This window comes from Vibrio sp. Isolate30, assembly GCF_022397975.1.
Classification (GTDB): Bacteria; Pseudomonadota; Gammaproteobacteria; order Enterobacterales; family Vibrionaceae; genus Vibrio; species Vibrio fortis.
On sequence record NZ_JAKEUS010000001.1, the window covers coordinates 689,794 to 715,747 of the forward strand.

24 protein-coding genes are annotated in these 25,954 nt (G+C 44.4%); 10 read left to right on the plus strand and 14 right to left on the minus strand.

All coding sequences use genetic code 11. The annotated features are described in order from the left end of the window. Positions 1-151 precede the first annotated feature (151 nt). Positions 152-1,159 carry a succinylglutamate desuccinylase/aspartoacylase family protein gene (locus L1D60_RS03065; RefSeq protein WP_239839686.1) on the plus strand — a complete coding sequence of 336 codons (1,008 nt, stop codon included), beginning with the start codon at positions 152-154 and terminating at the stop codon, positions 1,157-1,159. 227 nt (positions 1,160-1,386) lie between these two features. Here L1D60_RS03065 and L1D60_RS03070 read toward each other — a convergent pair whose 3' ends face one another. From L1D60_RS03070 to L1D60_RS03085, 4 genes are all read right to left on the minus strand, one after another. Continuing rightward, positions 1,387-2,106 carry a DsbA family protein gene (locus L1D60_RS03070; RefSeq protein WP_239839687.1) on the minus strand — a complete coding sequence of 240 codons (720 nt, stop codon included), beginning with the start codon at positions 2,104-2,106 and terminating at the stop codon, positions 1,387-1,389. A gap of 67 nt (positions 2,107-2,173) precedes the next feature. Next, on the minus strand, positions 2,174-2,728 hold the full coding sequence (locus L1D60_RS03075; protein WP_239839688.1) for a protein disulfide oxidoreductase: 555 nt from the start codon (positions 2,726-2,728) through the stop codon (positions 2,174-2,176). A 6-nt stretch (positions 2,729-2,734) separates the two neighbouring features. Further along, entirely contained in the window at positions 2,735-4,747 is a 2,013-nt protein-coding gene (locus L1D60_RS03080; protein ID WP_239840437.1) for a protein-disulfide reductase DsbD domain-containing protein, read from the minus strand. 816 nt (positions 4,748-5,563) lie between these two features. Then, a complete protein-coding gene (locus tag L1D60_RS03085; protein WP_239839689.1) occupies positions 5,564-5,812 on the minus strand; it encodes a hypothetical protein in 249 nt (82 codons plus the stop codon). 231 nt (positions 5,813-6,043) lie between these two features. On the opposite strand from L1D60_RS03085, the gene L1D60_RS03090 reads away from it, so the two are divergent. After that, positions 6,044-7,648, plus strand: a complete 1,605-nt coding sequence (locus L1D60_RS03090) for a mechanosensitive ion channel family protein (protein ID WP_239839690.1) — start codon at positions 6,044-6,046, stop codon at positions 7,646-7,648. 245 nt (positions 7,649-7,893) lie between these two features. Continuing rightward, positions 7,894-8,664 (plus strand): RecX family transcriptional regulator, encoded by a 771-nt coding sequence (locus L1D60_RS03095; RefSeq protein WP_239840439.1) that lies wholly within the window; start codon positions 7,894-7,896, stop codon positions 8,662-8,664. Here the strand turns inward: L1D60_RS03095 and L1D60_RS03100 are convergent. After that, positions 8,654-9,448 (minus strand): LuxR C-terminal-related transcriptional regulator, encoded by a 795-nt coding sequence (locus L1D60_RS03100; protein ID WP_239839691.1) that lies wholly within the window; start codon positions 9,446-9,448, stop codon positions 8,654-8,656. The two genes, L1D60_RS03095 and L1D60_RS03100, sit on opposite strands and share 11 nt — an antisense overlap. 506 nt (positions 9,449-9,954) lie before the next feature. Between L1D60_RS03100 and L1D60_RS03105 the strand changes: the two genes are divergently transcribed. Next, positions 9,955-10,989 carry a porin gene (locus L1D60_RS03105; protein WP_239839692.1) on the plus strand — a complete coding sequence of 345 codons (1,035 nt, stop codon included), beginning with the start codon at positions 9,955-9,957 and terminating at the stop codon, positions 10,987-10,989. Positions 10,990-11,126: 137 nt separating this feature from the next. Beyond that, entirely contained in the window at positions 11,127-11,432 is a 306-nt protein-coding gene (locus L1D60_RS03110; RefSeq protein WP_239839693.1) for a hypothetical protein, read from the plus strand. A gap of 228 nt (positions 11,433-11,660) precedes the next feature. Here L1D60_RS03110 and L1D60_RS03115 read toward each other — a convergent pair whose 3' ends face one another. Next, positions 11,661-13,508, minus strand: coding sequence for a M3 family metallopeptidase (locus tag L1D60_RS03115; RefSeq protein ID WP_239839694.1), 1,848 nt, complete (start codon positions 13,506-13,508; stop codon positions 11,661-11,663). A gap of 476 nt (positions 13,509-13,984) precedes the next feature. Between L1D60_RS03115 and L1D60_RS03120 the strand changes: the two genes are divergently transcribed. From L1D60_RS03120 to dbpA, 3 genes are all read left to right on the plus strand, one after another. Then, a complete protein-coding gene (locus tag L1D60_RS03120; protein ID WP_239839695.1) occupies positions 13,985-14,575 on the plus strand; it encodes a hypothetical protein in 591 nt (196 codons plus the stop codon). Between the two features lie 140 nt (positions 14,576-14,715). Beyond that, on the plus strand, positions 14,716-15,624 hold the full coding sequence (locus L1D60_RS03125; protein WP_239839696.1) for an aldo/keto reductase family oxidoreductase: 909 nt from the start codon (positions 14,716-14,718) through the stop codon (positions 15,622-15,624). Positions 15,625-15,998: 374 nt separating this feature from the next. Continuing rightward, positions 15,999-17,378 carry an ATP-dependent RNA helicase DbpA gene (gene dbpA, locus L1D60_RS03130; RefSeq protein WP_239839697.1) on the plus strand — a complete coding sequence of 460 codons (1,380 nt, stop codon included), beginning with the start codon at positions 15,999-16,001 and terminating at the stop codon, positions 17,376-17,378. A gap of 75 nt (positions 17,379-17,453) precedes the next feature. On the opposite strand, the gene L1D60_RS03135 is transcribed toward dbpA, so the two are convergent. Then, on the minus strand, positions 17,454-17,627 hold the full coding sequence (locus L1D60_RS03135; RefSeq protein ID WP_032550409.1) for a hypothetical protein: 174 nt from the start codon (positions 17,625-17,627) through the stop codon (positions 17,454-17,456). A 246-nt stretch (positions 17,628-17,873) separates the two neighbouring features. Here L1D60_RS03135 and L1D60_RS03140 point away from each other — a divergent pair, with 246 nt between their 5' ends. Then, positions 17,874-18,713 (plus strand): DUF6279 family lipoprotein, encoded by an 840-nt coding sequence (locus L1D60_RS03140; protein WP_239840440.1) that lies wholly within the window; start codon positions 17,874-17,876, stop codon positions 18,711-18,713. Here the strand turns inward: L1D60_RS03140 and L1D60_RS03145 are convergent, their stop codons facing one another. From L1D60_RS03145 to L1D60_RS03160, 4 genes are all read right to left on the minus strand, one after another. After that, the gene (locus L1D60_RS03145) at positions 18,714-19,346 is read right to left on the minus strand and encodes a 3'-5' exonuclease (protein ID WP_239839698.1); all 633 of its coding nucleotides are present in this window, start codon (positions 19,344-19,346) and stop codon (positions 18,714-18,716) included. A 34-nt stretch (positions 19,347-19,380) separates the two neighbouring features. Then, positions 19,381-19,773, minus strand: coding sequence for a PPC domain-containing DNA-binding protein (locus tag L1D60_RS03150; RefSeq protein WP_239839699.1), 393 nt, complete (start codon positions 19,771-19,773; stop codon positions 19,381-19,383). 72 nt (positions 19,774-19,845) lie between these two features. Next, the gene (locus L1D60_RS03155) at positions 19,846-21,039 is read right to left on the minus strand and encodes a DEAD/DEAH box helicase (RefSeq protein ID WP_239839700.1); all 1,194 of its coding nucleotides are present in this window, start codon (positions 21,037-21,039) and stop codon (positions 19,846-19,848) included. Positions 21,040-21,149: 110 nt separating this feature from the next. Continuing rightward, the gene (locus tag L1D60_RS03160) at positions 21,150-22,772 is read right to left on the minus strand and encodes an NAD(P)/FAD-dependent oxidoreductase (RefSeq protein ID WP_239839701.1); all 1,623 of its coding nucleotides are present in this window, start codon (positions 22,770-22,772) and stop codon (positions 21,150-21,152) included. Between the two features lie 238 nt (positions 22,773-23,010). Here L1D60_RS03160 and fdxA point away from each other — a divergent pair, with 238 nt between their 5' ends. Beyond that, a complete protein-coding gene (gene fdxA, locus L1D60_RS03165) occupies positions 23,011-23,334 on the plus strand; it encodes a ferredoxin FdxA (protein WP_239839702.1) in 324 nt (107 codons plus the stop codon). 103 nt (positions 23,335-23,437) lie between these two features. On the opposite strand, the gene L1D60_RS03170 is transcribed toward fdxA, so the two are convergent. The 3 genes from L1D60_RS03170 to L1D60_RS03180 all read right to left on the minus strand — a co-directional run bounded on the left by L1D60_RS03170 (position 23,438) and on the right by L1D60_RS03180 (position 25,805). Continuing rightward, on the minus strand, positions 23,438-24,172 hold the full coding sequence (locus L1D60_RS03170) for an RNA methyltransferase (protein ID WP_239839703.1): 735 nt from the start codon (positions 24,170-24,172) through the stop codon (positions 23,438-23,440). Positions 24,173-24,320: 148 nt separating this feature from the next. Beyond that, the gene (locus L1D60_RS03175) at positions 24,321-25,373 is read right to left on the minus strand and encodes an aldo/keto reductase (RefSeq protein ID WP_275665577.1); all 1,053 of its coding nucleotides are present in this window, start codon (positions 25,371-25,373) and stop codon (positions 24,321-24,323) included. Positions 25,374-25,664: 291 nt separating this feature from the next. After that, entirely contained in the window at positions 25,665-25,805 is a 141-nt protein-coding gene (locus L1D60_RS03180) for a hypothetical protein (RefSeq protein WP_239839704.1), read from the minus strand. Positions 25,806-25,954: the final 149 nt, after the last annotated feature.

Consider the following 25,954-nt stretch of genomic DNA (forward strand, 5'->3'; position numbering starts at 1 on the left):
ATTCGTTTGTAACGAAAGGAGGAAATTGAAGGGTAACTTATTGTTATGACTCAATTCATTCATGGAATTAAAGGTTGTCCTGAGGATCGATTAGGTTATGATTCAACCTGTGGTAAACGGATTAAATTAAGCGCAATGGCGGGGAAACCGAATGAAAACAGAGTACTTAGGAGATGTATTACAAGGAAGACAGGTAATTACCTCTCTTAATGTTGATGATCTCCCAGTTGGAGAGCACCAGTTTTGGTTTCAAGTGACCAGTGATGGGCTTGGTCAGCCTAAGAATATGCCTGTGTCTGTTTTCAAAGGGAGCCAAGACGGGCCCAAGTTGATGATAACTGCGGGTATTCATGGTGATGAGCTGAATGGTGTGCTTGCCGCGCAACAGATCATTCGTGAGCTTGTCGGTAAAACGTTGAAAGGAACGGTGACGATTGTACCGACCGTTAACCTACCGGGCCTGTTGAATCATAGCCGTGACTTTGTGTCCTCGGATCCCGGTTCGTGCCCTGCTAACTTAAACCGACTATTTCCTGGTGATGCTCATGGTTTGGCGGCCGAAAGATTTGTGGCATCGTTATGGGAGCATTTATTGAAGCGCAATGCCACGTTTGCTGTTGATCTTCATACCCAAACTCGTGGTGCGGTTTACCCACTATATGTATTCGCAGATTATCGTATCGAAAAGTGTGTTGAAATGGCACGCCTAATGAGACCTGATTGTGTTCTAAATGATCCCGGTGATCCTGGTATTTTGGAAACGGTTTGGAACCGAAGTGGTATTCCAAGCATTACCGTTGAGGTGGGAATGGGTAAAGTGACCCAGCCAGAAATGATTCAGCGTGCGGTGGATGGCGTATTCAATATCCTCAGTTACTACGACATGTTGGATGAAAGCCGCGAAGCTTCTTCCTTACCTGATATCGATTGGGTCGCAGGTGACAGTGTTGTCTCCATACGAGCGGATATTGGTGGTTTTGTACTGCCTCAAGTGACGCTGTTACAGCAGGTTACCGCTGGTGATCTGTTAGCCATCCAATATGACGCGTTTGGCAATGAATGTCGTCGCTATTTATCACCTTCGAAAGGGCACGTATTGAGTTACAACGTGGATGCGCTTCGAGAGCCTGGTGCTTTAGTTGCGCGTTTACTGTATTAGATGAAACAGCACCGATAAATCATAGATAAAAAAAACCGAGCAGAGCTCGGTTAAAGGACAGTGGCCATAGAGTAGGCATGTTTGTTGAGCTCTTTGTCTCAACACTCTCTAAGTTAGTCGCAGTAAATGAAATTTATGTGGACTAATGATGACACTTTGAAACCACTTTAATTTCATTGAGATGACGAAAAATGGAAGCGTAATTCGCTTCCATTTTTTATGCTGACTTAAAACGCTTGGTCTACGACGTCTTTAAGCCTGTCATAAGGCATGTATCCAGGAAGAAGCTGACCATTAATGATCATTGTCGGTGTCCCAGTTAAACCCAACGCTGAAAATGTTTGATGGTTGGTTGTAAGAACAGAATCCAGCTCAGGTGTCGACTTCAACAGGTCTTCTGTGCCTGTTCTTTTCGCTACCGCTTCCAAAGAACGAGTGGTATGTAAGCCGCTCTTTGCTACAAGGAGATCATGAACTTCACTATACGCTTCTGGCTTTTGTTGCCACACATTCATCGCGTAGAGTGCAGAGTTGGTGTCAATTTTATCGAGTTTCTGCTGCTTGAATGACATGTAAACATTAATCACTTTAATGTCGTTATTCTCTTCGACGAGTTGACCTAATGCCTTCTCTAGACGTTTACAGTAAGGACAGTTGTAGTCAGTAAAGTTGATGATGATGTTTTTGCTGTCTGGATTTCCCATGATTGGATGAGCAGGGTTGTTGTAAAGCCAATCATGACTGTTAGCTTGTGCCTTTTCTGCTTGCTCCTTACCCGCTAGATATTGCTGTAAGCTGGTATGTAGGCCAGAAATGGTTTCTGGATTCTCTTTCAGAAAGGTGTTGATCTCTTCCAGTTGTTGCTCTTGTTGAGAGCTTAATGCTGCGAGTGCTGTGGTAGAAAATAAAGCACTAAGGATAACGCCAGCCAGTAGATGTTTCTTCATTATTGATTCTCTATTTGAGGCCACTCTTCATGTCTAGTCAGAGTGGCGTTGTTATCAGTTAGGTGGTTTACGCCAAGGCCGCGCGTAACCAAATTCCCAGAGGTGTGGTGACACCCGTTGTAATACTTTTGATTTCTCCATCTTTGATGATGGCAATGGTCGGCGTGACGCTGATTGCCCAATCACGGCCAATGTGACCGTTAGTATCGTTGAGCACACCAAAGCTGTAGTCCTTAGCTTGTATATAGCGCGAAACTCGCTCGTTGGAGCCGGAAGACAAAGAGACAGAGACGACATTGTGAGATTTCGCTAACCAATCGACACTTGGACTGACGAACTTACACGCGCCACACCAAGTTGCCCAGAAGTAGACAATCACAGGTTCCCCTTGCTTACTCAGCTCTAGGAGATCGATTTGTTCTCCTTGAATTGTCGTTCCCACCATAGGTAACGCATCACCTTTAGGCATAGACTGTGCGCGATAGAAATCCATTGCTGCAGAGATAATGCCGACAATAAGTAGGATGGATAGCAGCTCTTTGCTCCAGCGTTTAATACGTTGACTGATTCCGCCTTTCTTTTCAGCGAGTTGTTCCGTTTCATTGGTTTTGGGTTGAGCCATAATTGTTTACCTCGCAGATTCGATAGTATTAACCACCGTGTCGCTATTTAAGATGACCGGCAGTGCGATACCTTTTGGTGCATCAGGGCCGTAAACAATATTGAATGGAACACCGTAGCGACCGTTACTTTGCAAATAGTCCGTAACGCGGTCACTTGGCGTGGTCCAATCGCCTTTCATCAGCACCATGTCTTGTTGTTGGAGGTGAGCATAGACAGGATCTTGCAAGATCACGCCTACCTTGTTCGCTTTACAGGTGATACACCACTCGGCGGTGACATCGACAAATACCGTTTTACCTTGAGCGACCAAGGCTGGAATTTGTTTAGCATCGAGCGGCTGCCATGGAAGATCGTCAATGATAGGGGTTCTCCAGCGCTCTGCCGTCATGCTTCCGGCAATTAAGCCGACACCAGACAGTACAGTTGTGATCGCTAAGAGAGGCGCCATTACTTTACGTCCAAGTTTCATTCCTACCCAAATCAATACAGCGATGAACATCGTCGTGCAAAGAACAATGGTCGGAAATAACCCGATAAATGGCTTAAGCAGGCTAGCTAACCAAAGGCTGGTTACAAACATCATGAAACCAAACAATAGCTTCACTTTATTCATCCAGGTGCCAGGCTTAGGTAGGAGTCGTGTCAAACTTGGGAACAGAGCAAATACCAACCAAGGGGAGCTCATCCCTAAACCAAGTGCTAAGAAAATAGCCCAAAGTTCGACGTAGCTGGCGCCTAAAGCATAGGCAACCGCCGTCCCTAAGAAAGGAGCACTACAAGGTGTCGCCAGCAGCGTAGCAAACATGCCTTGCACAAAATGACCCGAGTGCGAATTGTCGCCCTGTGTCGCCATCCATGTACTCATTCCTGAGGGGAGTTGAAGCTCAAACAAACTAAGTAGGTTGAGTGAAAACAGTAGGGTAATGATTAACATCAATGCGATGAACCAAACACTCTGAAATTGGATGCCCCAACCAACGGCATTGCCGCCCAGTTTGAGTAACGTCATCCCCGTCGCAAGTAGGGCAAATGAAGTCATCACCCCTAGTGCTGACGCTATAAACGAGATCCGAATGTGGTTATTTGATGCCCCTTGATTCTGGACAATGCTGTTGAGTTTCATCCCAAGCACTGGCAGCACACACGGCATAATGTTGAGAATCAATCCTCCAATCAGCGCAAACCCAACCATGACCCAGAAGCCTTGGGTTGTGTTTTCATACGCAATAGGCTGAGCGCCGATGGTAGCAGACAACTCTTCTGCGAAGCTGGTATCCGAGATGGTTACGTTAACGACACGCTCCGTAAGGTCGACTTCACCCAACCAATTTGAAACGTCAAATACTGCGGTTAGGGTGTTGTTTGTGATATGCAGAGCTGGCTGAGCAAAAAAGTCATCGATGACAGATTCACCATCAATCAAAACTTGCGGTTTGTCCCATGCCTGATCATTGTCGAGCTGAACCACAAGCTGCTGATTGGTTTTGTCCCAGAACAACTGCTCGTTCGATACGTGGTAAGCAGACTTAGGCGCACGACTCATGCCTTGGTTGAACAAGAACATTGCCTGTTCATCAAGAGCGAGTGATTGACCATCAATAGGTAGCTCAATTGCGTAATCGTGAAGCACGCAGATGGTTGTACATGATGGGAACGTCAACTTGGCGCGAAACAGTGCGGGTTGACTCGGGTCTTTTAGCGTTAACGTCACCGGGAAGCTAACGTGCTTTTTGTACCCGAGCGTCATCACACCCAGTTGCTCGTAGTATTTTGGAATGGGCCAATGCCACTCGACAGATTCGATATTACTCGACTCTGACCAGTCCCAGCTCGGCGGAATACCACCTTCACCTGGGCTGCGCCAATAGGTCTTCCAGTCTTCAGAAAGCTCAACATCAAGGACAGTTTGAATGACCTTTCCGTCGTTTGATTGTTCGCCTGTCGACATCATCCGCATTTTTACGGGTGGGTGCTCAGGTGCGCTGATCCAGCCTGTGCTTTGAGCATAAGCAGCCATTGGCAACAGTATTAATAACGTAGCCAGAAATTTTACGCATATGCGAGTAGCGGCTGCTAAACGATCAGCAACGCTATGGGTTCGTGTGCTGTACACAAATGTATCTCCAAAAAGTAAATAAAAAGGGTGAGAGGCCCTCTATCTACTCTCTAAATATACAATGCTCTAAGTGAATGCGGTGCTTAACCGTTCTTGCTGCTCGATCGTGATTCGCTGGAATCCGAGAGGATCTCGGTGCGCTAACAAGTGCAATAACAAGTAAAAAAGCGAGAGGAAGAACCCATCCTGTCAGTGGTGCTGAAAAAGACGGTAGGTTTTTGGAGAGACTACAACTGCTTTTATCAGGAGAGGTCAAAGGCTGAGAAGCCTCGGGTCCAAAAACATTGTTATAAAGCGACTGCACTTCTGAAGAAGTTTCAACAGAAGATGAAGCTTGGGTGGCATTAGTAATAGAAGGTACAGGCTGTGGGAATGTTTTACCTTTAGATATACCAACAGCCAAGCAAGTCATGATGACTAGCCCGGTAAGTATTAAAGCCCAAAGTGAGCGCTGCTGGGTCTGATGGTAGTTGGGTAAAACAGACAGTGTAGATTCCTGCACATTATAAAATAGTGTGCACTAGGGTAGTGAATAAATGAATTGCCGACAAGTCATAATCGCGTTAAAGCTGAGAACAAATGTAACAAGTTGAATGGGTTTGACTGGTGTAGGGCAAAGAGTAACCACGAATGGAGAACAAGCTTAAAAGCGAACGATACAAAAAAAGCCAACCCTTAGGCTGGCTTTCGATTTTTAATGTGTCGATTTTTGATGAATTAATGAGTGCGGCGAGGGCCGTTACGCACTAAATCTTTACCCGTTTCGAAAATCTCATCGGTGATCCAGCGAGAAAGAAGGAGTTGGTGACTGCTATTGAATACAGCAACGAAGTGACGACCGTCTGAATTGTTGGTTGCCATACCAACGCCTTCAACACCCTCTAGGCCTAGACCGCCAGACTCAACGGCAATCAGAAACTTCTCTAGTTCTTCCAAAGAATCAATAATATCAAGTTCGTTATTCATCTTTATTACTCGTTATTTTACGGTTTAGCGACTTCCATTATAGCTTGTTATAGAGCCGCATTTTTTGTTGGTCGCTACTCTACAGGTCATCCGCGTAGAATGAAACTCTCAAATTTTTGAACTCTCTTGGAATTCTGTGCGAGATTTGAATTATTTCTATTTAAACAATTGTTATTCATATTCTTTTTACTATTCTTTAAAGTGGTTTTCGGTCTTTATTAGAGGTTAAGGATGATGAATTTTTGGCGATATCTATTGTTGATGTTGGCACTGGTAACGTCTGTGAGTTTTGCAGAAAGCATCGAGAAAATATCAGAAACTCAAGATCAGTTAATGGTGGAATTAAGTGAGCTACAATCCGCTCATGAGGCTGAGAAGCCTTTTCTAGAAGATATTTTAAGGCGTAAGAACCAAGGATTACGTGATGAGCTTTTCACTCAGTTATCTTCCGACAATAAGGTGCTGGTGGACAAAGTACTTGGGCAACAAGTAACGATGCTTGAGCAACTTCTGGAAATGAACGAAGTTAAGATCGTCACTCTGAGTAAGGAGAATAGAACGACAGAGGGTGAAGCGAAAAAGAGCATTGAGCTGCGCGTCCAGAAACGTATCGGCATGATGGATGATTACTATCGTCAGTTGGCGAAAACGCTCACTTGGTCAAGCGATCGTGGTATTGATGTCGCTGCATCTAAAGAGAAGCTTAAAATGGCGCTCGTTGCGCGCTCCGAATATCTGACTAATGCCATTTTATACACAGATACTCAGCGTCAAGATTTAGAAAAACGTCTCGCCTTTGTTGGTGACGAAGAAAAGGCGACTATAACCAGCGAGTTGGAACGTTTTAGTGAGCGTACGAGTGTGATGGTCGCCAGCCTTGAAGAGACCATCTCTCTGATGGAGCCTTACGGGGTCGATGTGACATCATTCAAGCGCGTATTACTGGCAACAACCGGTGACATTAACGCCGATGTATTGGAGTGGAATGTTGCTCGTGACTTGCTAGAAGGCTGGGTGAGAAGCTTTGGTTCGTGGGCATTTGAGAATACACCATCGTTTGTGGTTAAGTTTGCGCTGTTTCTGGGGATTCTCTACGCAACCAGTCTGTTAGCAAAAGTTGCTCGTAAAACCGTTCGAAAGAGTGTCTCTCACTCTAAGATGGACTTTAGTGTCTTGATGCAGGACTTCTTTGTCTCGATCGCATCAAAAGCGGTGGTGTTCATCGGCTTGCTGATTGCGCTATCTCAGATTGGTATTGAGCTCGCACCACTACTGACCGGTTTTGGTGTTGCGGGTGTGATCATCGGTTTTGCATTACAAGATACGCTCTCTAATTTCGCGTCGGGTCTTATGATCCTTATCTACCGCCCATATGATGTAGGCGATATGGTCAAAGTGGCTGGGGTGCAAGGTACAGTTAAAGACATGAGCTTGGTGTCGACGACAGTGCAGACCATCGATAACCAACGTTTAGTCATTCCGAATAATAAAATCTGGGGCGATGTGATTAACAACATTACCGCGGAGCGGGTTCGTCGTGTAGATATGGTGTTTGGTATTGGCTATTCCGATGATATCGACAAAGCGAAGGCGGTATTGAATGACATCATTATCACTCATCCTAAAGTGCTGAAAAAACCAGAGCATATGATCAAGCTTCATACATTGAATACTTCATCGGTTGATTTCGTGGTAAGACCTTGGGTTAAAACCGACGATTACTGGGATGTTTACTGGGATGTGACCGAAACCGTGAAGAAACGATTCGACGAGGAAGGTATTACCATTCCATTCCCTCAGCGCGATGTGCACATCTATAATCATGAACAGAGCTAGTATAATCACGAACAGAGTTAGACGGTTAACTTGGTCGTTAGATTGAGCTACTGACAGTAAGAGAGAAAATAGACGCTTGTACAGCGTCTATTTTTTTGTTCCACATATCTTTAAACGCGCATTAAATCTCTGTGATGTCGAATAATTCGGTATCATGACCACAGACTGAAATAGCGAAGAATAGCGACATGGATAACCCAGACCAGAAACCACGAATCAGAAAAGCGACCCGCATTGAGAGTGTCATGAACTCTGCGATGTGGCACCTCACTCAGCGAGATATGACTGAACATGAACTTATCTCTAAGCTAAAGGTAAAAACGGATAACCAAGAGTGGATTGATGAAGTTCTGCAGCGACTTCGTGATTTTGGGTATTTGAAATCGAATCAGGATTTCGCTGAACAGTTTGTCGAACAGTCCTTTTTTGGCGAGTTCGGGTCGTCCTATATTCTCGAAAAATTGAAGAAGAAAGGACTAAAAGAATCAGAGATTTATGATGCTATCCATAAAGTCAAAGCTGACAAGAATATCGATGAGCAGGGGCTACTCAATGAGCGGATCAATAGCTATTACACTGAGTTTAATATCAGCAGAGAAAAGCTGGTTGCGACCTTGCAGAAGCGAGGATTTAGCTATCAACAGGTCAAGATTGCCATTGATCAGCATCCAAGTAGTTCGAATCTGAAAACCAATATTCAAATCAAGGCAGAAAAGGCTGATTTAGAAAAAGAGGTTTTAAAGTACGCGCGTAAAGGCAAAGGGCTAACTGCCATCAAACAAGAGCTCAAGCAACGTCAGATTGATACTGATGGTATCAACGAACTCATCGATAGGCTGATCAATGAAGAGCAACTGGACTTCTATTCAAGCTGTTTAGAACAACTTCAAAAGAAGTCTTACGACGTGAATGATCATAAAGAGCGAGCAAAGGCATACGCTATGCTCTCTCGTAAAGGTTTCTCTTCAGATGAAATTAAATTCGCACTCTCCGAGGTTGATGGCTCTAACGAATAGCGCAAGAGTTTTCGACAATGCCGAGCCCGTTTCTCAATGCGAATTGAGTCAACTCGATATGATTATCTAGGCCAAGTAATCCGAGCATTCGGTACTTATGAGACTCAATGGTTCGTGGGCTCAAATGGAGCTTCTCGGCACACTCTTTGGCGCTATGGCCCTGAGCGATTAATGCTAGCACTCGGGATTGTTTCTTCGATAACAAAAGCAGCTTGTCACTGTCGTCTTGCAGGCAAGTTTCACTCTGTTTCAATGAACGCGCCAACGTTGAGTGCTGCCAGTAACAGAGCCAGATCTCACAAATCAATTTAAGACGTTGTATGTCGTCTTGAGCGAGCTTTCTTGAGGGATCGTGGAAGTTGCTAAATGATAGTGCCCCCCAACGCTGTCCAAAAAGTTGCAATGGGATAATGCAGTGCCATCTTCCCCCTTCATTATGCAGCTGCTTCAAAACAAAGTTGCCGCTGTTGGCCATCTCATGCTCGTTGAACGTGAGATAAGTTTTGGGTGTTTTGAGTAATTTGAGGTACTCATGGTGATTACCACCCACAAACAAGTTCTTATTGATGGACGGGATATGTTGCTTAGATACAGAGCAAGTTTTGCCTTCTTCTAGACAAACCATAGAGTTTGGAAACAGAGTCAGTCTATCGATGTCAAACCAATCAAGCACGTCGAAACCAGCCTCTGACCAAGCACGATTAAAATTGGAAGGGTCACAGTTAATTAGCGCAGACGATTGCTCCATAACTAATTGTTCGAAGCTCTTTTTGTTTGTATCCATGTGTATACCGGGTATAGCCATATCAATTTCAAGAGAGTACTCAGTGATAATGTACACTGTTCAATTGGCGTATTTATAACACGCGGCGATTTATAAAAAAACAGCATAAATGCAAAGCAGTAAATGTACTGCATAAATCTTAGGTTAACTTTTTAAGGCAAACTATTTACCTAACTATAGTTTGTATCCAACTTAGATCATCAAAAAGTGACCTTTTTGACGCTGTCTTTTCGACAATTACGAGGTGTGTTTACGTAGTGGTTGAGGTTTTGAAAACTAATAATATTCGTAATATGAATAACAGCATCGACATCGCATTTACACTCAGTTTCGGAATTAAAATGTAACCTAAGCTCGATATATAGAGTTCAAATAAAATTCAGGGGAATTATGAAATGCCGTAAATTTACGGTACCTCGCTGAATGAAATTTAATGAGAATGGCGCCACACCAAAAGTCTTGCTGATAAAAGACTTAACAAACACAACATATAGGTAGTGGTCACCATGAAAAAAACACTCATTGCTCTTGCGATTGCAAGCATCTCTAGCTCTGCGTTTGCGGTAAGCACAAGCAGCCAAAATAGCCAAAACGAAGAAATGTTCGCGTTTAATCCAATGCACAAAGATCAGTTCTCAGTATCTGGTTCTTTCGGTGTGGGTGGTTACTACGATACAGGTTCAAAAGCATTCTATGACGATTGGGCAACAGGCCTAACTCTGGCTCTTAATTACCGCAATAACCGCGTTGTGGCTTACGTAGAAACAGACCTAATGCTTAACTACACAACAGACAACAATGTTGCGAATGCTGACGCTGCAACTTCTGGTTGGGTTAACGGCATCGACACTGGTCCTGCAACGCACGTTGATAAAGCATGGATCGGTTTTGATACTGGCTACGGTATCGCGTCTTTCGGTTGGGAGAACGACACAGCTCTAGATAAAGTTGATGGCGCTGGCGATACAACTTATGAGTTCGGTGCTTCTGCTGGTGATGCATCAGATGCGTTCAACGTAGTTAAGTTCCAAGGTGCAACCAACGGTTTTGCTTACGCTATCTCTTACTTCGAGACTGAAGACGATCACAACGATGCAGACAAAGGCGTGAATGGTTACATCGGCCTTGAGCAAGAAGTATTCAGCGTATACGCAGGTTACGAAACTCGTGATGATGAGAAAGACTATGAAGTTTACTCTCTATCAGGCAACATGAAGCTAGGCTCAATGAAACTTGGTCTAAACTCTTGGATTGATCAGAACGACGAGATGAAGAACACTGGTTTCTACTTCTCTGGTGGCTACACGCTATCTGAAGACCTAACAATCGCTGCAGGTTACGCGTTCAACACGAACGAAGAAGACAGCCTATCGGATGTTGACTCTTCTTACATCAACGTTGCTGCAATGTACCGCATCTCTGATAACGCCGACATGGGTATCGATATCAAACAAGACTTTGAAGGCGCTCGTATCGCAGGCACAAATAATCAATACGATGAGGAAACTCACGTATTTGCAGCGGCTTACTACTACTTCTAAGTTCGTTAATCAGAGAAAGCTTGCCCGGTCTTTCTCTGGCTATTCTCGTGCTTAATAAGCTATCCACTGTTTACAATAAATCGCCACTTCTTTATCGAGGTGGCTTTTTTGCGTCTCTATAATTCTGAGAGTGACCAATGATCAAAAGCATAACAGCGCAGGGGGTGATTTATGGAAACCCTACACTGTTTACCTGCAATCCAAATCGTGAAGGCAAATATGAGCTGGCCCGCAAAGTAGGGCGAGTACCTGGCTCACGCCCACAAGACCTTCAAAACAAGGTATATGTAGATTCACTTGAAGCAGCCTATGAGCTGCTCAAAACAAAGCACTATTACATTGTGTTGTCAGGAAAGGTGTATGGTATTCACCGTAAGTCGTTAAGAAACATTGATTCGGTTGAAATCACTTACCATGAAGATGAATTAATGACACTAGCCTAGTTTATTGTATCTGCGAAGTTGCGCTGTGCCGTCCCTTTTTAGCGCGATAGGAACAACAATCAATCTCAGCATTGGTTGTGTGTTGTTCTCACGCCACTCATTTCGGCAACTGCAAACGTAGAACCACAATAAATAAGCCGCTCTATTTAGATTCTGTTCGATTAGAACTCTAATAGAGCGGCTTTTTTGGATGATATGTGGCGAATGTTACCGCTTCATATACATTGATTAAGCGTGGTATTTGTCGGCTATATAGCCTTCAAACGCTTCTAGCATCATTTCGTCTGACTTTTGGTTGTTAGCGATCTCAAAGGCGCCATCAACAATACTAATTTGAGCGTTGAGGCTGCTAGCCGATGCTCTCTCTCGTGTCGAAAGTGCAGCAATCTTATCTTGCTCGATTTGCCAAGCTTGAGCGCTGGTTAAATTACACGCGTCGGCTAGGTATTTAGCATTAAAGCCTTCTCCAGTAAGACGCTCGATGGTGGTGTTGTGATTAACACGGTTTCCATCATGCCAGTAATGCTTAGCAAGCAAAGGTCCAATCTCTGGGTTATCGGTTAGGTAGCCAAGTTTGTCAGTGAAGTAAGCGCGCGTTTGATAAACCGCCATGTGTGCCAGTAAGTAACCTTGGTAAGCACAGGCTGCTTCGTCAGAAAGTAGGTGAGGGATCGCCATCAATGGGCGAGGGCTTGATTCTAACCCTAGGATTTCCTTCTCAGTACGACGAGCAAGTTGAGTGATGTTTTCCGGCGTTAACTCGCTGTCTTCGAGCTGGTAAAGTGCACGTTCAAAGTACGGAACAACCAAAATACAGCGTTCTTGATAAGCCTTGAACGGTTGTTTGCTGTCGATCATCGCTTTGATCAAAGAATCCGGAACAGGCTCGCCTTTTGCGTTCAGTGCATATTGCTTCAGCCAGTCTGCGTCATCCAGTAGGCTGTCACAGAACATCGACTGAGTTTCTGCATAAGCCATTGAGGTTGGAGAAAACTCTTGTGAGAAGCAAGGTGCGTTCATCTTCACATTGGCGAAGTGCGCAGCATGTCCTCCCTCATGGAAAAGCGTATTGATACCATCGAAACCGCTGCCCACTTGATCGGGTTTGGCGTTACTGGTGAAGTTGACTTGTGCAGGCACCCATTGATCTTGGTCGTAAAAAGAGGGCGTAGGGCCGTGACAAAAACCATTTGGGTATTTGCCTTTTCTATCGAGTAAATCGAGCTTAAGTGTCGCCTGGGAATACTCGATATTAAGACGCCCAAAAGATTCTACCCAACGTCTAAGTGATTGTGAAAAAGGCACGTATGGGTCTAGCTCATTCATCACATCACCTGCAAAAGAGTAGGTGAAGTTATGACCTGCGAGCGCAGATTCGCCTTTTTCTTTTGCCAAGTTATTAAGGCTGTTTAGGTGGCTGTCTCGAGTGCGAACCTCGAAGTCAGCCAAAATGGCAAACAGCTCTTCGGTCGTCATTTGTTCGGTTTTCACAACTGAGTAGTCGAAGTAGTTATTAAAACCGAGCGAACGAGCGAATGCATTTCTCTGTTGGATCAGCTCAATGAAACCGTTGCCCAGCAACCACTGTTCAAGGTCAAGTAAGGCTTGGTGAGCAGAGCGACGAACAGCTTCACTAGCACTATTTCGAATAGAAGAACCCAGCACAGGTAACGAGCCTTCTACTTGTTCACCTTCTTCATTGGTGTAGGTCATGGTGTGGTTCTGTTTTTTCTCAAACAGTTCGGCTTCAAACGCAATTAATTCAGATTTAAATTTTTGCGCATCCTCACCCTCTATCGCATGAGCTTTGAACGTGGCTAACCAACCTTGAAGGCCTGTTACGGTCGCACTTTTCTCTTCGTCATTTTGGGTTTGATTCGCTTTATTCAGCTGCGCTTCAACCTCAGCAATTTTGTCTGCATTGCTGAGAAATTGAGTCCATGCTGTTTGTGCGCGCGTTGACCCATCATGGTCGTCGCTAATGCCCATGTACGTATCCCAAAAGAAAGCTTCTTTCTCCTGATGAACAGCTAGGTAGTCTTTGTTCAGCTGGTTGAGGTATTGAGTTGGGTTCATGTTATTCCCTTAATTGATATCCTGATTCGTGTGGCGATCTATCAATGTCACTAGCCCTCGATAATCTATTTTTCGACATCGCGATTTGATCATCGAAGAAGTCATAGCTTAAGGCCATTTAGTAAAGTCATTGATATTTAGGAGGTTATTCCTAGGCCACAATGGTGCAAATCATACTTGAACGAGTTACACGGCACAGTGATGTCTATTCCTAAATGGTCATTTATTTGCTCAATTTTAGAAAGTTATTCGTTCTTTTGGTGAAGATTAAGTCGCTACGTGTATGTTGAAATTAAATATATAGAATGATACCCTGTTTGTGTAATGGTTCTCAACGTGATGGATTACGTTATTTAAGCAAAGTGATTTTCTCTGACGGGCATGCATGCCCGTTTTTTTTGCTTCCAATTTAGCGATTCGTACTTAATTTACTTGTATGTACGTATAATCGAAGATTCTATGACAAGGATTTCTTCATGAAACTCATTTCGAACTTTTGCCTCTCTTTTATCCTTCTATTTAGTTTTTCGGCTTTAGCCAGTGAGTCTTGGTGGTTTCGCACCGTGTTTAGCAATGAAATAAGCGCTCCAGATGCCGCGAGTTTAGTACATGATGCTGAACTGTTTGACTGCGGTGACGAAGAAGGAACGCTGCTGTGTAGTGATGAGACAAACTACTATGATCTAAAGGTGTTTGTTGAACTCGCGTTGATGGAGGGAAAGGTGTCATTAACCCGACTCTCTTTACCTAATACCAAGTTGAATGACACCAAGGCTCAACTCTATTTGCGTAAAGACGGATTACAGCTGAAATCGGCAACCATAAACGGCATTACTTTTGATGTTTTGAAAGAACTTGAGTTAGCCAAGCTGCGAGGTGAGAGCCCGCAAAGTGTCGACCAAGCACTGGTTACTTTTCTGAACACAACGCCTTCTTCGGGCTCTGCATTAATTAGTAGTAAATCCATGGTTTGGTATTGGCCAGAGAATGAATCGGCAGTGGTAATGATGCGACATGAAGAACAAGAAATTGTCATCGAGCTGACTAGAAATATGGTTAATCTGTAAACATCATTGGCCTTGTTCTGGGCTGTTTTTGTAAGAAGTTCACATTTTTGTAGTGGAGCTTATCGGCGATGGCTTTATTAATTTGAGGCTATAATTAAATAAGCATAGGATACGGTTATTACTGATATAGGAGATAACCCATGGTTGCAAAAGTAACAATCGCGCCACAAGGCCCAGATTTTTCTGAGCTGGTTCAAGGATACTGGCGTATGGCTGAATGGGGCATGACTCCTCAACAGCGTCTCACTTTTCTTAAACAGCATATCGACTTAGGCATTACCACAGTAGACCATGCAGATATTTATGGGAACTACCAATGTGAGAAGCTGTTCGGCGAAGCGCTCGCTTTAGAGCCAAGTGTTCGTGAACAGATTCAGATCGTCACTAAGTGCGACATTAATCTGTGTGGGGATCATACTCCAGACCGCAAAATCAATCATTACGACACCAGTGCCCAGCATATTTATCAGTCGGTGAATAACTCATTAGAACGTCTCGGTGTTGATGAGATTGACGTTTTGTTGATTCACCGCCCAGACGCATTGATGGATGCGGATGAAGTCGCTGAGGCATTCAGTGAGCTCTATAAGATCGGTAAGGTGAAGCACTTTGGTGTGTCAAATTTCACGCCTCGCCAATTGGAGCTTTTACAATCACGTTTGGGTAAGCCTTTAGTAACCAACCAAGTAGAGATCAATCCACTGAACTTTGAAGTGGCTCATGATGGCACACTCGATCAATTGCAGATGAACCGTATTCGTCCAATGGCATGGTCGTGTCTCGCTGGTGGAGAACTGTTTACAGGCAATAGCGAACAAGCAGTTAGAGTTCGCAATGAGCTGGAAGCGATTCGTAAAGAGATTGGTGCTGCGAATATCGATCAAGTGATCTATGCATGGGTTCGCCGTCTACCATCAAAACCATTGCCTATTATCGGCTCAGGAAAAATTGAGCGCGTTCAAACGGCGATTGATGCGTTGAGCATCGAGTTGACACGAGAGCAGTGGTATCGAGTTTGGGTAGCCTCGAAAGGTCACGGTGTGCCTTAGATTGACACTTAACCCTGTACAATAAAACAAGCCAGCTGCGAAAGCTGGCTTTTTCGTTATGGCGTTAGAAAGAAATCTTGGTGCAGCCACAGCGGCAATAGCTCCAATAATGACAATAATTATAATCAGTTCTAATAGTGTAAACCCGTTACTAAGAGATTTATGTTTAATTTACCAATGCCTGTTGGATTAATATTCTGATTTATCAACTAAGAATGATGTACGATAACGCATTGAGGCGCTGAGTGTGTCTTAAATTTGAGATGCATTCACTCTCTTTATTAATGAGTAAATTAACAATGGCTACTATTGAGTGGAATATTTTCTAAAAACACTCATAATGCACTCTGTTTTTCATTAGCTGGAATTGTCCTGTGACCACTGCAAAATTCTCTTCAATTGCCCTAAAACCAGAACTTATTCAAACTCTGGACTCTTTGGGTTATACCGAAATGACACCTATCCAAGCACTGAGCTTGCCTTCTATCCTTGGTGGTAAAGATGTCATCGGCCAAGGCAAAACGGGTTCAGGCAAAACTGCTGCCTTTGGTTTAGGTGTGCTGCAAAACCTTCGTGTTAAGCGCTTCCGAGTTCAATCATTGGTGTTATGCCCAACGCGTGAATTGGCTGACCAAGTGGCGAAAGAGATTCGTACACTGGCGCGTGGTATCCATAACATCAAAGTACTCACGCTTTGTGGTGGAATGCCAATGGGGCCACAAATTGGTTCTTTAGAGCATGGTGCGCACATTCTTGTGGGTACACCTGGTCGTATTCTTGATCACCTTGATCGTGGTCGTATCGATCTATCTGAACTGAACACATTGGTTTTGGATGAAGCTGATCGTATGCTAGAGATGGGCTTCCAAGATGCGATTGATGCGGTGATCGATGCAGCGCCGAAACAGCGTCAAACATTGCTGTTTAGTGCGACGTTCCCGAAACAGATCAAGTCTATTGCTGATCGTATTATGAATAACCCAGAAATGGTGAAAGTAGAGTCGACGCACGATCACTCAAGTATCCAGCAGCATTTCTATAAGCTTGAAGGCACAGAAGCGCGTGATGATGCACTAGAGCTGTTGCTTCTTCATCACCAACCAGAGTCTGCGGTTGTTTTCTGTAATACAAAGAAAGAAGTTCAGAACGTAACCGATGAGCTCGCACATCGTGGTTTCAGTGTAATTGAACTGCATGGCGATATGGAGCAACGCGAACGTGATCAGGCGTTGGTTCAGTTCTCAAACAAAAGTATCTCGATTCTAGTGGCAACAGACGTAGCGGCTCGTGGTCTTGATGTTGATAACCTAGATGCTGTATTCAACTTTGAGTTGTCTCGCGACCCTGAAGTTCACGTACACCGAATTGGTCGTACTGGCCGTGCAGGCAGTAAAGGTGTTGCTTGTAGCTTCTTTAGTGAAAAAGAGATGTACCGTGTTGCTCAAATCGATGAGTACATGGATATGCCGATTGAGCCATCTGAATTACCGGAAAAACCGGTTGCGAAGCCATATTACTCAAATATGGTGACGATTCAGATTGATGGCGGTAAGAAGGCGAAGTTACGTGCGGGTGACATCCTAGGTGCACTAACAGGCCAAGGTGGTATTGAGGGTAAGTCGGTAGGTAAGATTAACCTTTTCCCAATGCGTGCGTATGTGGCTGTTGAAAAGTCGGTGGCTAAGAAAGCGTTGCGTAAGATTGAATCTGGAAAGATGAAGGGAAGACAGTTCCGAGCTCGAATTCTTAAGTAATTCGAACGCCAAAGTTCTTATGACGCCCTAACGGCACTCTGATTTCAAAGTGCCGTTAAGACTATCCACACAGCTCTATTCATCTGGGCGAATAGAATAGAGATCATTGATATGCTTACCCTCACCAAGATACCAGTTCATAGCTTCCTGACGATTGTTCGCTAATATCCTTACTGTGGTTATTTTTCCATCTTCAAAATAGCAAAGCTCATATTCTATCTCGCTCGAATAATGAGGAATAGCGGCCATAGATTGCCTCCCAAATACTAACCTGCGATATTTTATGCAAATATCATACCTTTTTGTATGTATAGTTGCTTATCAAGTGGTCAATAAATTACGAAATTCATCACTGCCAACAATTATTTTATTTTAATCATTTACCCAAATAGAGAACTTGGCAAGTTCATCTCTCAATTTCTTTATAAATCCCACCAAATGAAGCACAACAATCTAAACTTTCTGTGAGTCAATGTTATGGATAGAGTAGCTTGTATGAAATTTCATCGATATTTGGCGGTAATATTGGTAAGCCTTGCCACATTCGGATGTGCGACTAAGTTTGCATACAACAATATTGATTGGTTTATTATCTCGTATATTGACGATCTAGTGCCGCTGAGTTCAACGCAAGAATCTGAGCTTGAGAATCGATTGGAAGGGCTACAGCAGTGGCATAAATCCACTCAACTGCCTTTATATATTCGCCAAATCAATAACATTCAGGCGCAAAAGCGGCAAACGATCACCGCTGATTTTATTGGGCAGCAGGGTAATGAAATTAGAACGCATATTCGAACTGTTGTGACGAAATTTTCGCCAGATATATACGCGTTGAGTTTACAGTTGTCGCCAGAACAGGATCAAGAATTCTTAAAAAACTTCAAAGCGAAACAACAGGAATATTATGATGAGCGTTTGTCATTAGATGATAAACAAGCGCGTGAATTCTATTCGGAGCGACTGAAAAAAAGAATGGAACGTTGGTTAGGAGAAATAAACTCAGAACAGAATACCATCATTAAAAACTGGGCTGACGAGTGGGTAAATACTAATCAAGATTGGTTCCAATACCAGAAGAATACTTATCAAGCCGTATCAGATTTGGTGGAGAAAAAAGTCGACTTGCCGTTTGTGCAAATGACGATGATGCAATTGTTGCTCGACAACGCCTCCTATTATCCAGATACGCTTCCTCAGAAGCTTAAAACCAATAATCAAATATCGGCCAAATATCTGGTACAAATAGCCAAGACGAGTAGTGACACTCAATGGCAGCATTTCATGGATGAACTGGGCACTCTTAAATCGACTTTGATCGATTTGCAAAAGTAATTAATGCCTATATATGTCTTGCTTCTCTAACAGTTGTCGTACCGCTGCTTTGCTTGTTTTCGAGATTTTCTGCATTAGGGCAAAGTCTGGGTTGGTGATACCGTGATGAGAGTGAAGCTCTTCTAACATCACTAGCCACAGTTTGGCTGTCATCTCCGAGTCTGCTAACGCTCGGTGAAAGGTACCATCGTTTTCGATCTGCTTGTATCGTACTAGATCGCCTAGCTTATGTGTTGGTGCATCTTGGATTAAACGGCGCGCGATCAACATCGAGCACGCGAATTGCCCATCATAACCTTTACTAACCAGCTCAAGCTCGGCATCTAAAAAACGCTTATCAAAAGAGGCGTTGTGTGCCACCAAATGGCTGCCTTGGATAAAGTCTGCGAACTCACTCATAACCTCTTCACAGCTTGGTGCAAGCCTTAACATGTTATTGGTAATGCCTGTGTAGCCCTCAATAAAACTGCTGACTCGAAAACCTGGGTTCATCAACTGCTGAAACGTATCGACGACTTCGCCGTTTACTAACTTAACAGCACCAATTTCAATAGCGCGGTCGCCCATGTTGGGAGACAGACCTGTGGTCTCGAAGTCGAGTACGATAACTGAGTGGGCAGAAGGAGATGGCATAGTAATTCCTGATGAAAGTGGCTTAGCGACAATTTTATTTGATGACAAGTTCGGTATATCCGGTCGACTCGTCATGTTCGCGCGTAAATGTGAGATCTGGGTAGGTGTGCAAGATAAGCTCAGCGGTGGTTGCGATGATTGTGCCTTCCAGTAGGTGCCCGCCAATGACTTTACCTGTTTCATCTGCGAGTGAAATATGAATGTGCTGGTGGTCGGGCGTCAGAGTCCCCATTACTGACACAATCTCAAACGGTGCTTCGATTTCAAGAGTATGGTCAGCGTTGGCTAAACGAAGGCGGATAGAGGACACACAGCCAACACAAGAGGCAATCGAGCCTGCTGAAATTTGGTGTTGTTTGACTAAACTTTGAATTGCTTGTTTGAGATCTTGGCCTCTGGTCAGCCTTACGGCAATTGGAGTGATCATATTGCTTCCTTACCTTCACGCGAGAAGAAAAAAAAAGCGAAGTCTTATGACCTCGCTTCGTTACAGAATGCGTTACTTCTGTTGTTCTCTTTTGTGCTTAGGTACGAAGTTAAGCACAGAAATTGGTACTGGTTTACGAGGCTCAAACCCTTCAATCACACGACGCTCAATCAAATGGCCGAGACGCTTCTCGATGATACAAAGATTTTTAAAGTCATCTTTGGAAAGGAATGAAATCGCCTCACCGGATGCATCTGCACGTCCAGTACGACCGATACGGTGTACATAGTCATCTGCCGGGAACGGCAAGTCGTAGTTGACTACGCGAGTCAGGTTGTCGATATCGATACCACGAGCAGCGACACCTGTTGCCACAAGGAACTGTACTTTTCCTTTCTTGAAGTCTGCTAGGACTTTTTCACGAATCGCTTGGCTGCGGCCACTGTGGAATGACTCTGCGTGAATACCACGTTTCTCCAACTGAGAAACCAGTTTGGCTGCACCGTGTTTAGTCTCGATGAAGATTAACGCTTGTTCCCAATTTCCTTCCTGAATCATATGGCTCAAGAGTGCTGATTTGCGGTCTTTATCGACCGTCACTAGCCACTGTTCGATGTTGGCTTTTGATGCTGCGTGCTTAGCAATTGAGATCTCTTCCGCTTCTTGAATAGCGCTCTTAGCAAGGTCACGAACGGGGTTAGATAAGGTAGCTGAGAACAGCAAGTTTTGTACGTCTTGAGGAAGGCGTGCAATGATTTTGTTGATGTCTTCAATGAAGCCCATGTCTAGCATGCGGTCTGCTTCATCAAGTACTAATACTTCTACTTCTTCAAAGTACACGGCTTTTTGACCGTACATGTCGATCAAGCGACCTGGGGTCGCAACCAAGATATCAACACCTTCAATTAGGCGTTCTTTTTGGTGCTTGTATTCAACACCACCGTACATTGCTAATGAGGTCAGGTTTAGGTGCTTTGCATACTTTTTGATATTGCGATCAACCTGAACCGCTAGTTCACGCGTTGGTGCAAGGATCACGGCACGAATACGTTTTTTACGCTGAGTTGTCCCTTTACTTAACATCTCCAAAATCGGCAACACAAAACTCGCGGTTTTACCGGTACCGGTTTGCGCTGCAGCGATAAGGTTACGACCAGAAAAAACAATAGGAATTGCTTTTTCTTGGATTGATGTCGGCTTGTCGTAGCCGAGTGCATTAACGGCTTTAACAATAGGGGAGCTTAATCCAAGTTTGGAAAATGGCATAGGAGCCTCTGTATTTATGAAAATAGAGTCATCGAACGACTTTATTTTAACTGAATCTGGAAAAATAAAAGGGCTCAGCGAGCCCTTTTATCGAAATAGTAAGCTGGCGATTAAGCGTTCTCGTTAGACGCCTGTTCAGCCATAGATAAAGCCAGCGCTTCTGCTGCTTTAATACCATCAATGCCTGCTGACAAGATACCACCTGCGTAACCTGCACCTTCACCGGCCGGGAAGAAGCCTTTGAGGTTGATGCTTTGGTAATCTTTACCACGTTTGATGCAAACCGGAGACGATGTACGAGTCTCAACACCTGTTAGTAGGCCGTCTGCACTAGCAAAGCCTTTGATCTTCTTATCGAACGCTGGGATTGCTTCACGAATAGCTTCGATAGCAAAGTCTGGCAGTGCTTTAGAAATATCAGTTAGGTGGATACCCGGAGTGAATGATGGTTGAACGTCACCCAGCTCACTCGGATCACGACCTTTCAAGAAGTCACCGATTTTCTGTGCTGGTGCATCGTAGTTTTCACCACCTAGAATGTATGCACCGGTCTCCAATTCACGTTGGAAACGGATGCCAGCTAGTGGGTCACCTGGGTAATCGCGTTCAGGGTCAATACCTACAACGATCGCACTGTTTGCGTTGCGCTCGGCACGTGAATATTGGCTCATGCCGTTGGTAACAACGCGGCCTTCTTCAGAAGTAGCGGCAACCACAGTACCACCCGGACACATACAGAAGCTGTAAACCGTGCGACCATTCTTACAGTGGTGAACCAGTTTGTAGTCCGCAGCGCCAAGAATTGGGTTACCAGCGTTAGGACCGAAACGCGCTTCATCAATCATTGATTGTTTGTGCTCGATACGGAAACCGACAGAGAATGGCTTCGCTTCCATGTAAACACCGCGTTCGTGCAGCATTTCGAATGTATCACGAGCACTGTGACCAACCGCTAGGATAACGTGGCGAGACTTAATCTCTTCACCGTTAGATAGCGTTAGACCTGTGATTTGACCATCTTCCATGTGGATGTCATCAACACGTGTGCTGAAACGAATTTCGCCACCAAGTTCGATGATCTTCGCACGCATCTTTTCGATCATGGTAACCAGTTTAAAGGTACCGATGTGCGGCTTACTTACGTATAGGATTTCTTCTGGAGCACCAGCTGCAACAAACTCTTCGATCACTTTACGACCGTAGTGTTTTGGATCTTTTACTTGGCTGTATAGCTTACCGTCAGAGAACGTACCAGCACCGCCTTCACCGAACTGTACGTTTGATTCTGTGTTCAGCGTACGCTTGCGCCAGAAACCAAAAGTATCTTTAGTTCGTTCACGTACTTCTTTACCACGCTCAACAACGATAGGTTTGAAACCGCTTTGCGCTAGGATAAGTGCAGAGAATAGGCCACATGGACCAAAACCAATAACAACAGGGCGCTCAGTTAGATTCTCAGGAGCTTGAGCAACAAACTTGTAAGCCATGTCTGGCGTTACTTTTACATGAGGGTCGCTCACGAACTCTTCGAGTAGCGCTTCTTCGTTCTCTACCGCGACATCAAGTGTGTAGATAAGAAGGATCTTTGTTTTTTTACGAGCATCGTAGCCACGTTTAAAGATATTAAAAGAGATAACCTGATCAGCAGTGATGCCCAGTTTCGCTTCAATCGCGTCTTGGATCTCATGCTCTTCATGGTCGAGTGGAAGTTTAATTTCGGTTAAACGTATCATGTATAGATGTCTCGTTTTATAGGTGTCTTAGCTTGGCACTGCGGATCTCATCATAGTCGTTGAGAGAGTGCTTCGCTCACAATGGCGCGCATTTTACGAGAAATTGAATTCTCTGTCATAATAAATTGAAAGCAGAAGCGAATTTGGGGTGAGATTCCCTTGAGATAATATTGAATTTTGCTTTGGGATGAGTATTATCCCCATTCCTCAATTTTGACTAACTTAAGAGCAGAGCATCATGGCATTTGTCGTCGGCGATAACTGTATCCAATGTAAATACACTGACTGTGTGGCTGTGTGTCCCGCAGACGCATTTCATGAAGGTCCAAACTTCATGGTAATCAACCCGATTGAGTGTATTGACTGTGGCCTATGTGTGCCGGAATGTGATGCCCAAGCCATCTATCAAGAAGATGAAGTGCCTGAAGATCAGCAGATCTACATTGAGTTGAATGCCGAATTGGCAGAGCTGTGGCCCGTTCAGACTGAAGTGAAACCTGCAATGGATGAAGCTGAAAAGTGGAATGGCGTGCCAGATAAGCTAGGTATGTTAGAGAAATAGAAAACAGAATGATTTAGAGGGTTGGTATGAAAATGCCAACCCTTTTTGTTATCTCATGATACGAGATACGAGATACGAGATACGAGGACGTCGTTGAGTTAAATTAACTATGCTGGCGACGCATGTTGTCGAGGATAATCCCTGTCGCCATCGCGACATTCAAAGACTCTGCACCACCAAAAGCTGGAATGGTGATTTTGTCCGTTACGAATTTTGCTGCGTGCTCACGAATGCCGTGAGACTCACTGCCCATCAATAGAATGCCGTTGGCCGCAAACTCTGTGCGGTGAACGCTCTCGCCTTCAAGGAATGCCCCGTAAACCGGCAGGTTCGCTTGCTCAAGATAGCTTGGCAAGTCAGTTTGGCTAACTTGAACTCGACCAAAACTGCCCATAGTCGCGCTGATAGTTTTCGGGTTGTACGGATCTGCACAATCACTGCTCGCAATAATGTGCTTAATGCCATACCAATCGGCAACACGAATAATGGTACCAAGGTTACCCGGATCTGAAACGCCGTCGAGTGCGATCATCAATCCACTTGCTTTAGGTAGTTCAAAAGACGGGATTTCAACCACAGCAATAGCGGCATTGTTGCTGACCAGTGTGCTTGCTTTGGTCAGATCATCTAAAGATGCTTCGACACAATCAAACCCTTTCAATGCTGCTTGGTTGTGAGCCAGAAACTCAGCCGTTGCAAACACGTTCTTCACAACAAGGTCGCTATCCATAAGCTCAAGTACGTTTTTTTCACCTTGAACAAGGAATAGACCATGTGCTTTACGTTGTTTCTTTTGACCTAAAGCGCGCAGGAGTTTTAATTGGTTTTTTGAAATCATGTTTTTGTCCTAGATATAAGCCCGCGCATTATAGAGCAAAGGTTGGGGAAGACAAAGTGGGAGAGCCGCTTGCGTACTATTTAAAATCAAAAAGCGCACCTTTCGATGCGCTTTTTATGTCACTTAGCCATGTATGGTGAATACTGGATTAGTACGGTACTGGGTAACGTCTAAATACGGTATTGATGTCAGACAGTACTTCTTCGGAAAGTGGTTTACTGAATGCCGCCACATTCTCTTTCAGCTGGTCTAGGTTGGTTGCACCAATAATCGTCGACGTTACGCCATCAACTTGGTTACACCACGCCAGAGCAAGTTGACTTGGGGTGAACCCGTGGGTCTTGGCAACTTCGACGTACTCTTTGACTGCAGAGTTGGCTATTTCAGTGTCACGGAAAATACCTTTGCGTTGCATGTAAGTCCAACGACTGCCTGCAGGGCGAGCGCCATCAATGTATTTGCCGCTAAGCATACCCGCAGCAAGTGGGGACCACGGTAGGTATGCAATGTCTTCGTGAACGCAGTTTTCAATTAAGTACGGCCAATCTTTAGCATGCAGGAGGCTGAACTCATTTTGAATCGATACCATACGAGGTAGGTCATGCTTATCACTGAGTTTCAGGTAAGTATTGATGCCCCAAGTCGTGTCGTCTGATAGACCGCAGTGGCGAATCTTACCGGCTTTAATGCAGCTCGCTAGCGCTTGTAAGATCTCAAGCATCTGATTTTCGTGCTCTTGGCGGTCAACATCGCTAAATGAAATATGTCCCGGGAAGTGCTTACCGAAATGCGGTGTAGTGCGATTTGGCCAGTGCAGTTGGTAGAGGTCGATATAATCTGTGTTGAGTCGCTTCAGTGATGTGTCGACCGCAGCAATAACGGCTTCTCCAGTAATAGGGCCGCCACCGCGAACCCAAGGCAGACCAGCTCCTGCAATCTTGGTCGCGATGATCAACTCACCACGGCGTTGTGGGTTACGTGATAACCAGTCGCCAATAATCTCTTCTGTCTTTCCGTAAGTTTCTGGGGATGGCGGTACCGCATACATCTCTGCGGTATCGATGAAGTTTATCCCTTGGCTCAGGGCGTACTCGATCTGTTGGTCGGCTTGCTGTTGAGTATTTTGCAGGCCCCATGTCATGCTACCAAGGCAGATACGAGAAACAGGAATTTGGCTGCTTCCTAACTTTGAATATTCCATTGGTTACTGGATTCCTATTGTTATACGTCCACCGCAGATGAGAGTTTTGACGAAAAAAATAGCGGGTGGCGTGAGTTGGAATACAAATTAGTAACATAAAAAAGCACGTTGGGGTACGGTTTTTCACGAAGGAGAGAGTAGTTGAATGAATAGCAGAGCGAACACGCGTGAGCGTAAATTAACTTAGATAAAAGGTGTCAAGATTGGACCTGTAGATAGAGAAACTAACGCCCTGCAGGGAGGTATCAGGGCGTGATACGGCTCTAAGTGGATGATCGACTTGGACCTATTTTAGTCTTCCGCGTTCATTCCACCTTGTTGCTGAACCTGTCTTAAAGCTTCCAGTCTTTGAGATTCTTTGTCTGTCGATGCCGTTTTAACTTGTTCCTCAGTCGCTTGAGGAGCAAAAACAAAGTACTTATTGATAGTCATAATCGAACCCTCATGTAACGTATGACATAGTTTGCTCGAAGGATAAACTGTGATCATCATCCGTTTTGTTCTTTTTTTAGGCTGAGAGCAGAGGGCGTAGAATGCGAACAAAACGACCGTTTATCATCCTCTTGCAATAAGTAACTGAC

Excerpts from the sequence above, each read along its gene's own strand:
- L1D60_RS03065 (WP_239839686.1), top strand. The coding sequence starts at position 152 with ATGAAAACAGAGTACTTAGGAGATGTATTACAAGGAAGACAGGTAATT.
- L1D60_RS03070 (WP_239839687.1), bottom strand. The coding sequence starts at position 2,106 with ATGAAGAAACATCTACTGGCTGGCGTTATCCTTAGTGCTTTATTTTCT.
- L1D60_RS03075 (WP_239839688.1), bottom strand. The coding sequence starts at position 2,728 with ATGGCTCAACCCAAAACCAATGAAACGGAACAACTCGCTGAAAAGAAA.
- L1D60_RS03080 (WP_239840437.1), bottom strand. The coding sequence starts at position 4,747 with ATGGCTGCTTATGCTCAAAGCACAGGCTGGATCAGCGCACCTGAGCAC.
- L1D60_RS03085 (WP_239839689.1), bottom strand. The coding sequence starts at position 5,812 with ATGAATAACGAACTTGATATTATTGATTCTTTGGAAGAACTAGAGAAG.
- L1D60_RS03090 (WP_239839690.1), top strand. The coding sequence starts at position 6,044 with ATGATGAATTTTTGGCGATATCTATTGTTGATGTTGGCACTGGTAACG.
- L1D60_RS03095 (WP_239840439.1), top strand. The coding sequence starts at position 7,894 with ATGAACTCTGCGATGTGGCACCTCACTCAGCGAGATATGACTGAACAT.
- L1D60_RS03100 (WP_239839691.1), bottom strand. The coding sequence starts at position 9,448 with ATGGATACAAACAAAAAGAGCTTCGAACAATTAGTTATGGAGCAATCG.
- L1D60_RS03105 (WP_239839692.1), top strand. The coding sequence starts at position 9,955 with ATGAAAAAAACACTCATTGCTCTTGCGATTGCAAGCATCTCTAGCTCT.
- L1D60_RS03110 (WP_239839693.1), top strand. The coding sequence starts at position 11,127 with ATGATCAAAAGCATAACAGCGCAGGGGGTGATTTATGGAAACCCTACA.
- L1D60_RS03115 (WP_239839694.1), bottom strand. The coding sequence starts at position 13,508 with ATGAACCCAACTCAATACCTCAACCAGCTGAACAAAGACTACCTAGCT.
- L1D60_RS03120 (WP_239839695.1), top strand. The coding sequence starts at position 13,985 with ATGAAACTCATTTCGAACTTTTGCCTCTCTTTTATCCTTCTATTTAGT.
- L1D60_RS03125 (WP_239839696.1), top strand. The coding sequence starts at position 14,716 with ATGGTTGCAAAAGTAACAATCGCGCCACAAGGCCCAGATTTTTCTGAG.
- L1D60_RS03135 (WP_032550409.1), bottom strand. The coding sequence starts at position 17,627 with ATGGCCGCTATTCCTCATTATTCGAGCGAGATAGAATATGAGCTTTGC.
- L1D60_RS03140 (WP_239840440.1), top strand. The coding sequence starts at position 17,874 with ATGAAATTTCATCGATATTTGGCGGTAATATTGGTAAGCCTTGCCACA.
- L1D60_RS03145 (WP_239839698.1), bottom strand. The coding sequence starts at position 19,346 with ATGCCATCTCCTTCTGCCCACTCAGTTATCGTACTCGACTTCGAGACC.
- L1D60_RS03150 (WP_239839699.1), bottom strand. The coding sequence starts at position 19,773 with ATGATCACTCCAATTGCCGTAAGGCTGACCAGAGGCCAAGATCTCAAA.
- L1D60_RS03155 (WP_239839700.1), bottom strand. The coding sequence starts at position 21,039 with ATGCCATTTTCCAAACTTGGATTAAGCTCCCCTATTGTTAAAGCCGTT.
- L1D60_RS03160 (WP_239839701.1), bottom strand. The coding sequence starts at position 22,772 with ATGATACGTTTAACCGAAATTAAACTTCCACTCGACCATGAAGAGCAT.
- fdxA (WP_239839702.1), top strand. The coding sequence starts at position 23,011 with ATGGCATTTGTCGTCGGCGATAACTGTATCCAATGTAAATACACTGAC.
- L1D60_RS03170 (WP_239839703.1), bottom strand. The coding sequence starts at position 24,172 with ATGATTTCAAAAAACCAATTAAAACTCCTGCGCGCTTTAGGTCAAAAG.
- L1D60_RS03175 (WP_275665577.1), bottom strand. The coding sequence starts at position 25,373 with ATGGAATATTCAAAGTTAGGAAGCAGCCAAATTCCTGTTTCTCGTATC.
- L1D60_RS03180 (WP_239839704.1), bottom strand. The coding sequence starts at position 25,805 with ATGACTATCAATAAGTACTTTGTTTTTGCTCCTCAAGCGACTGAGGAA.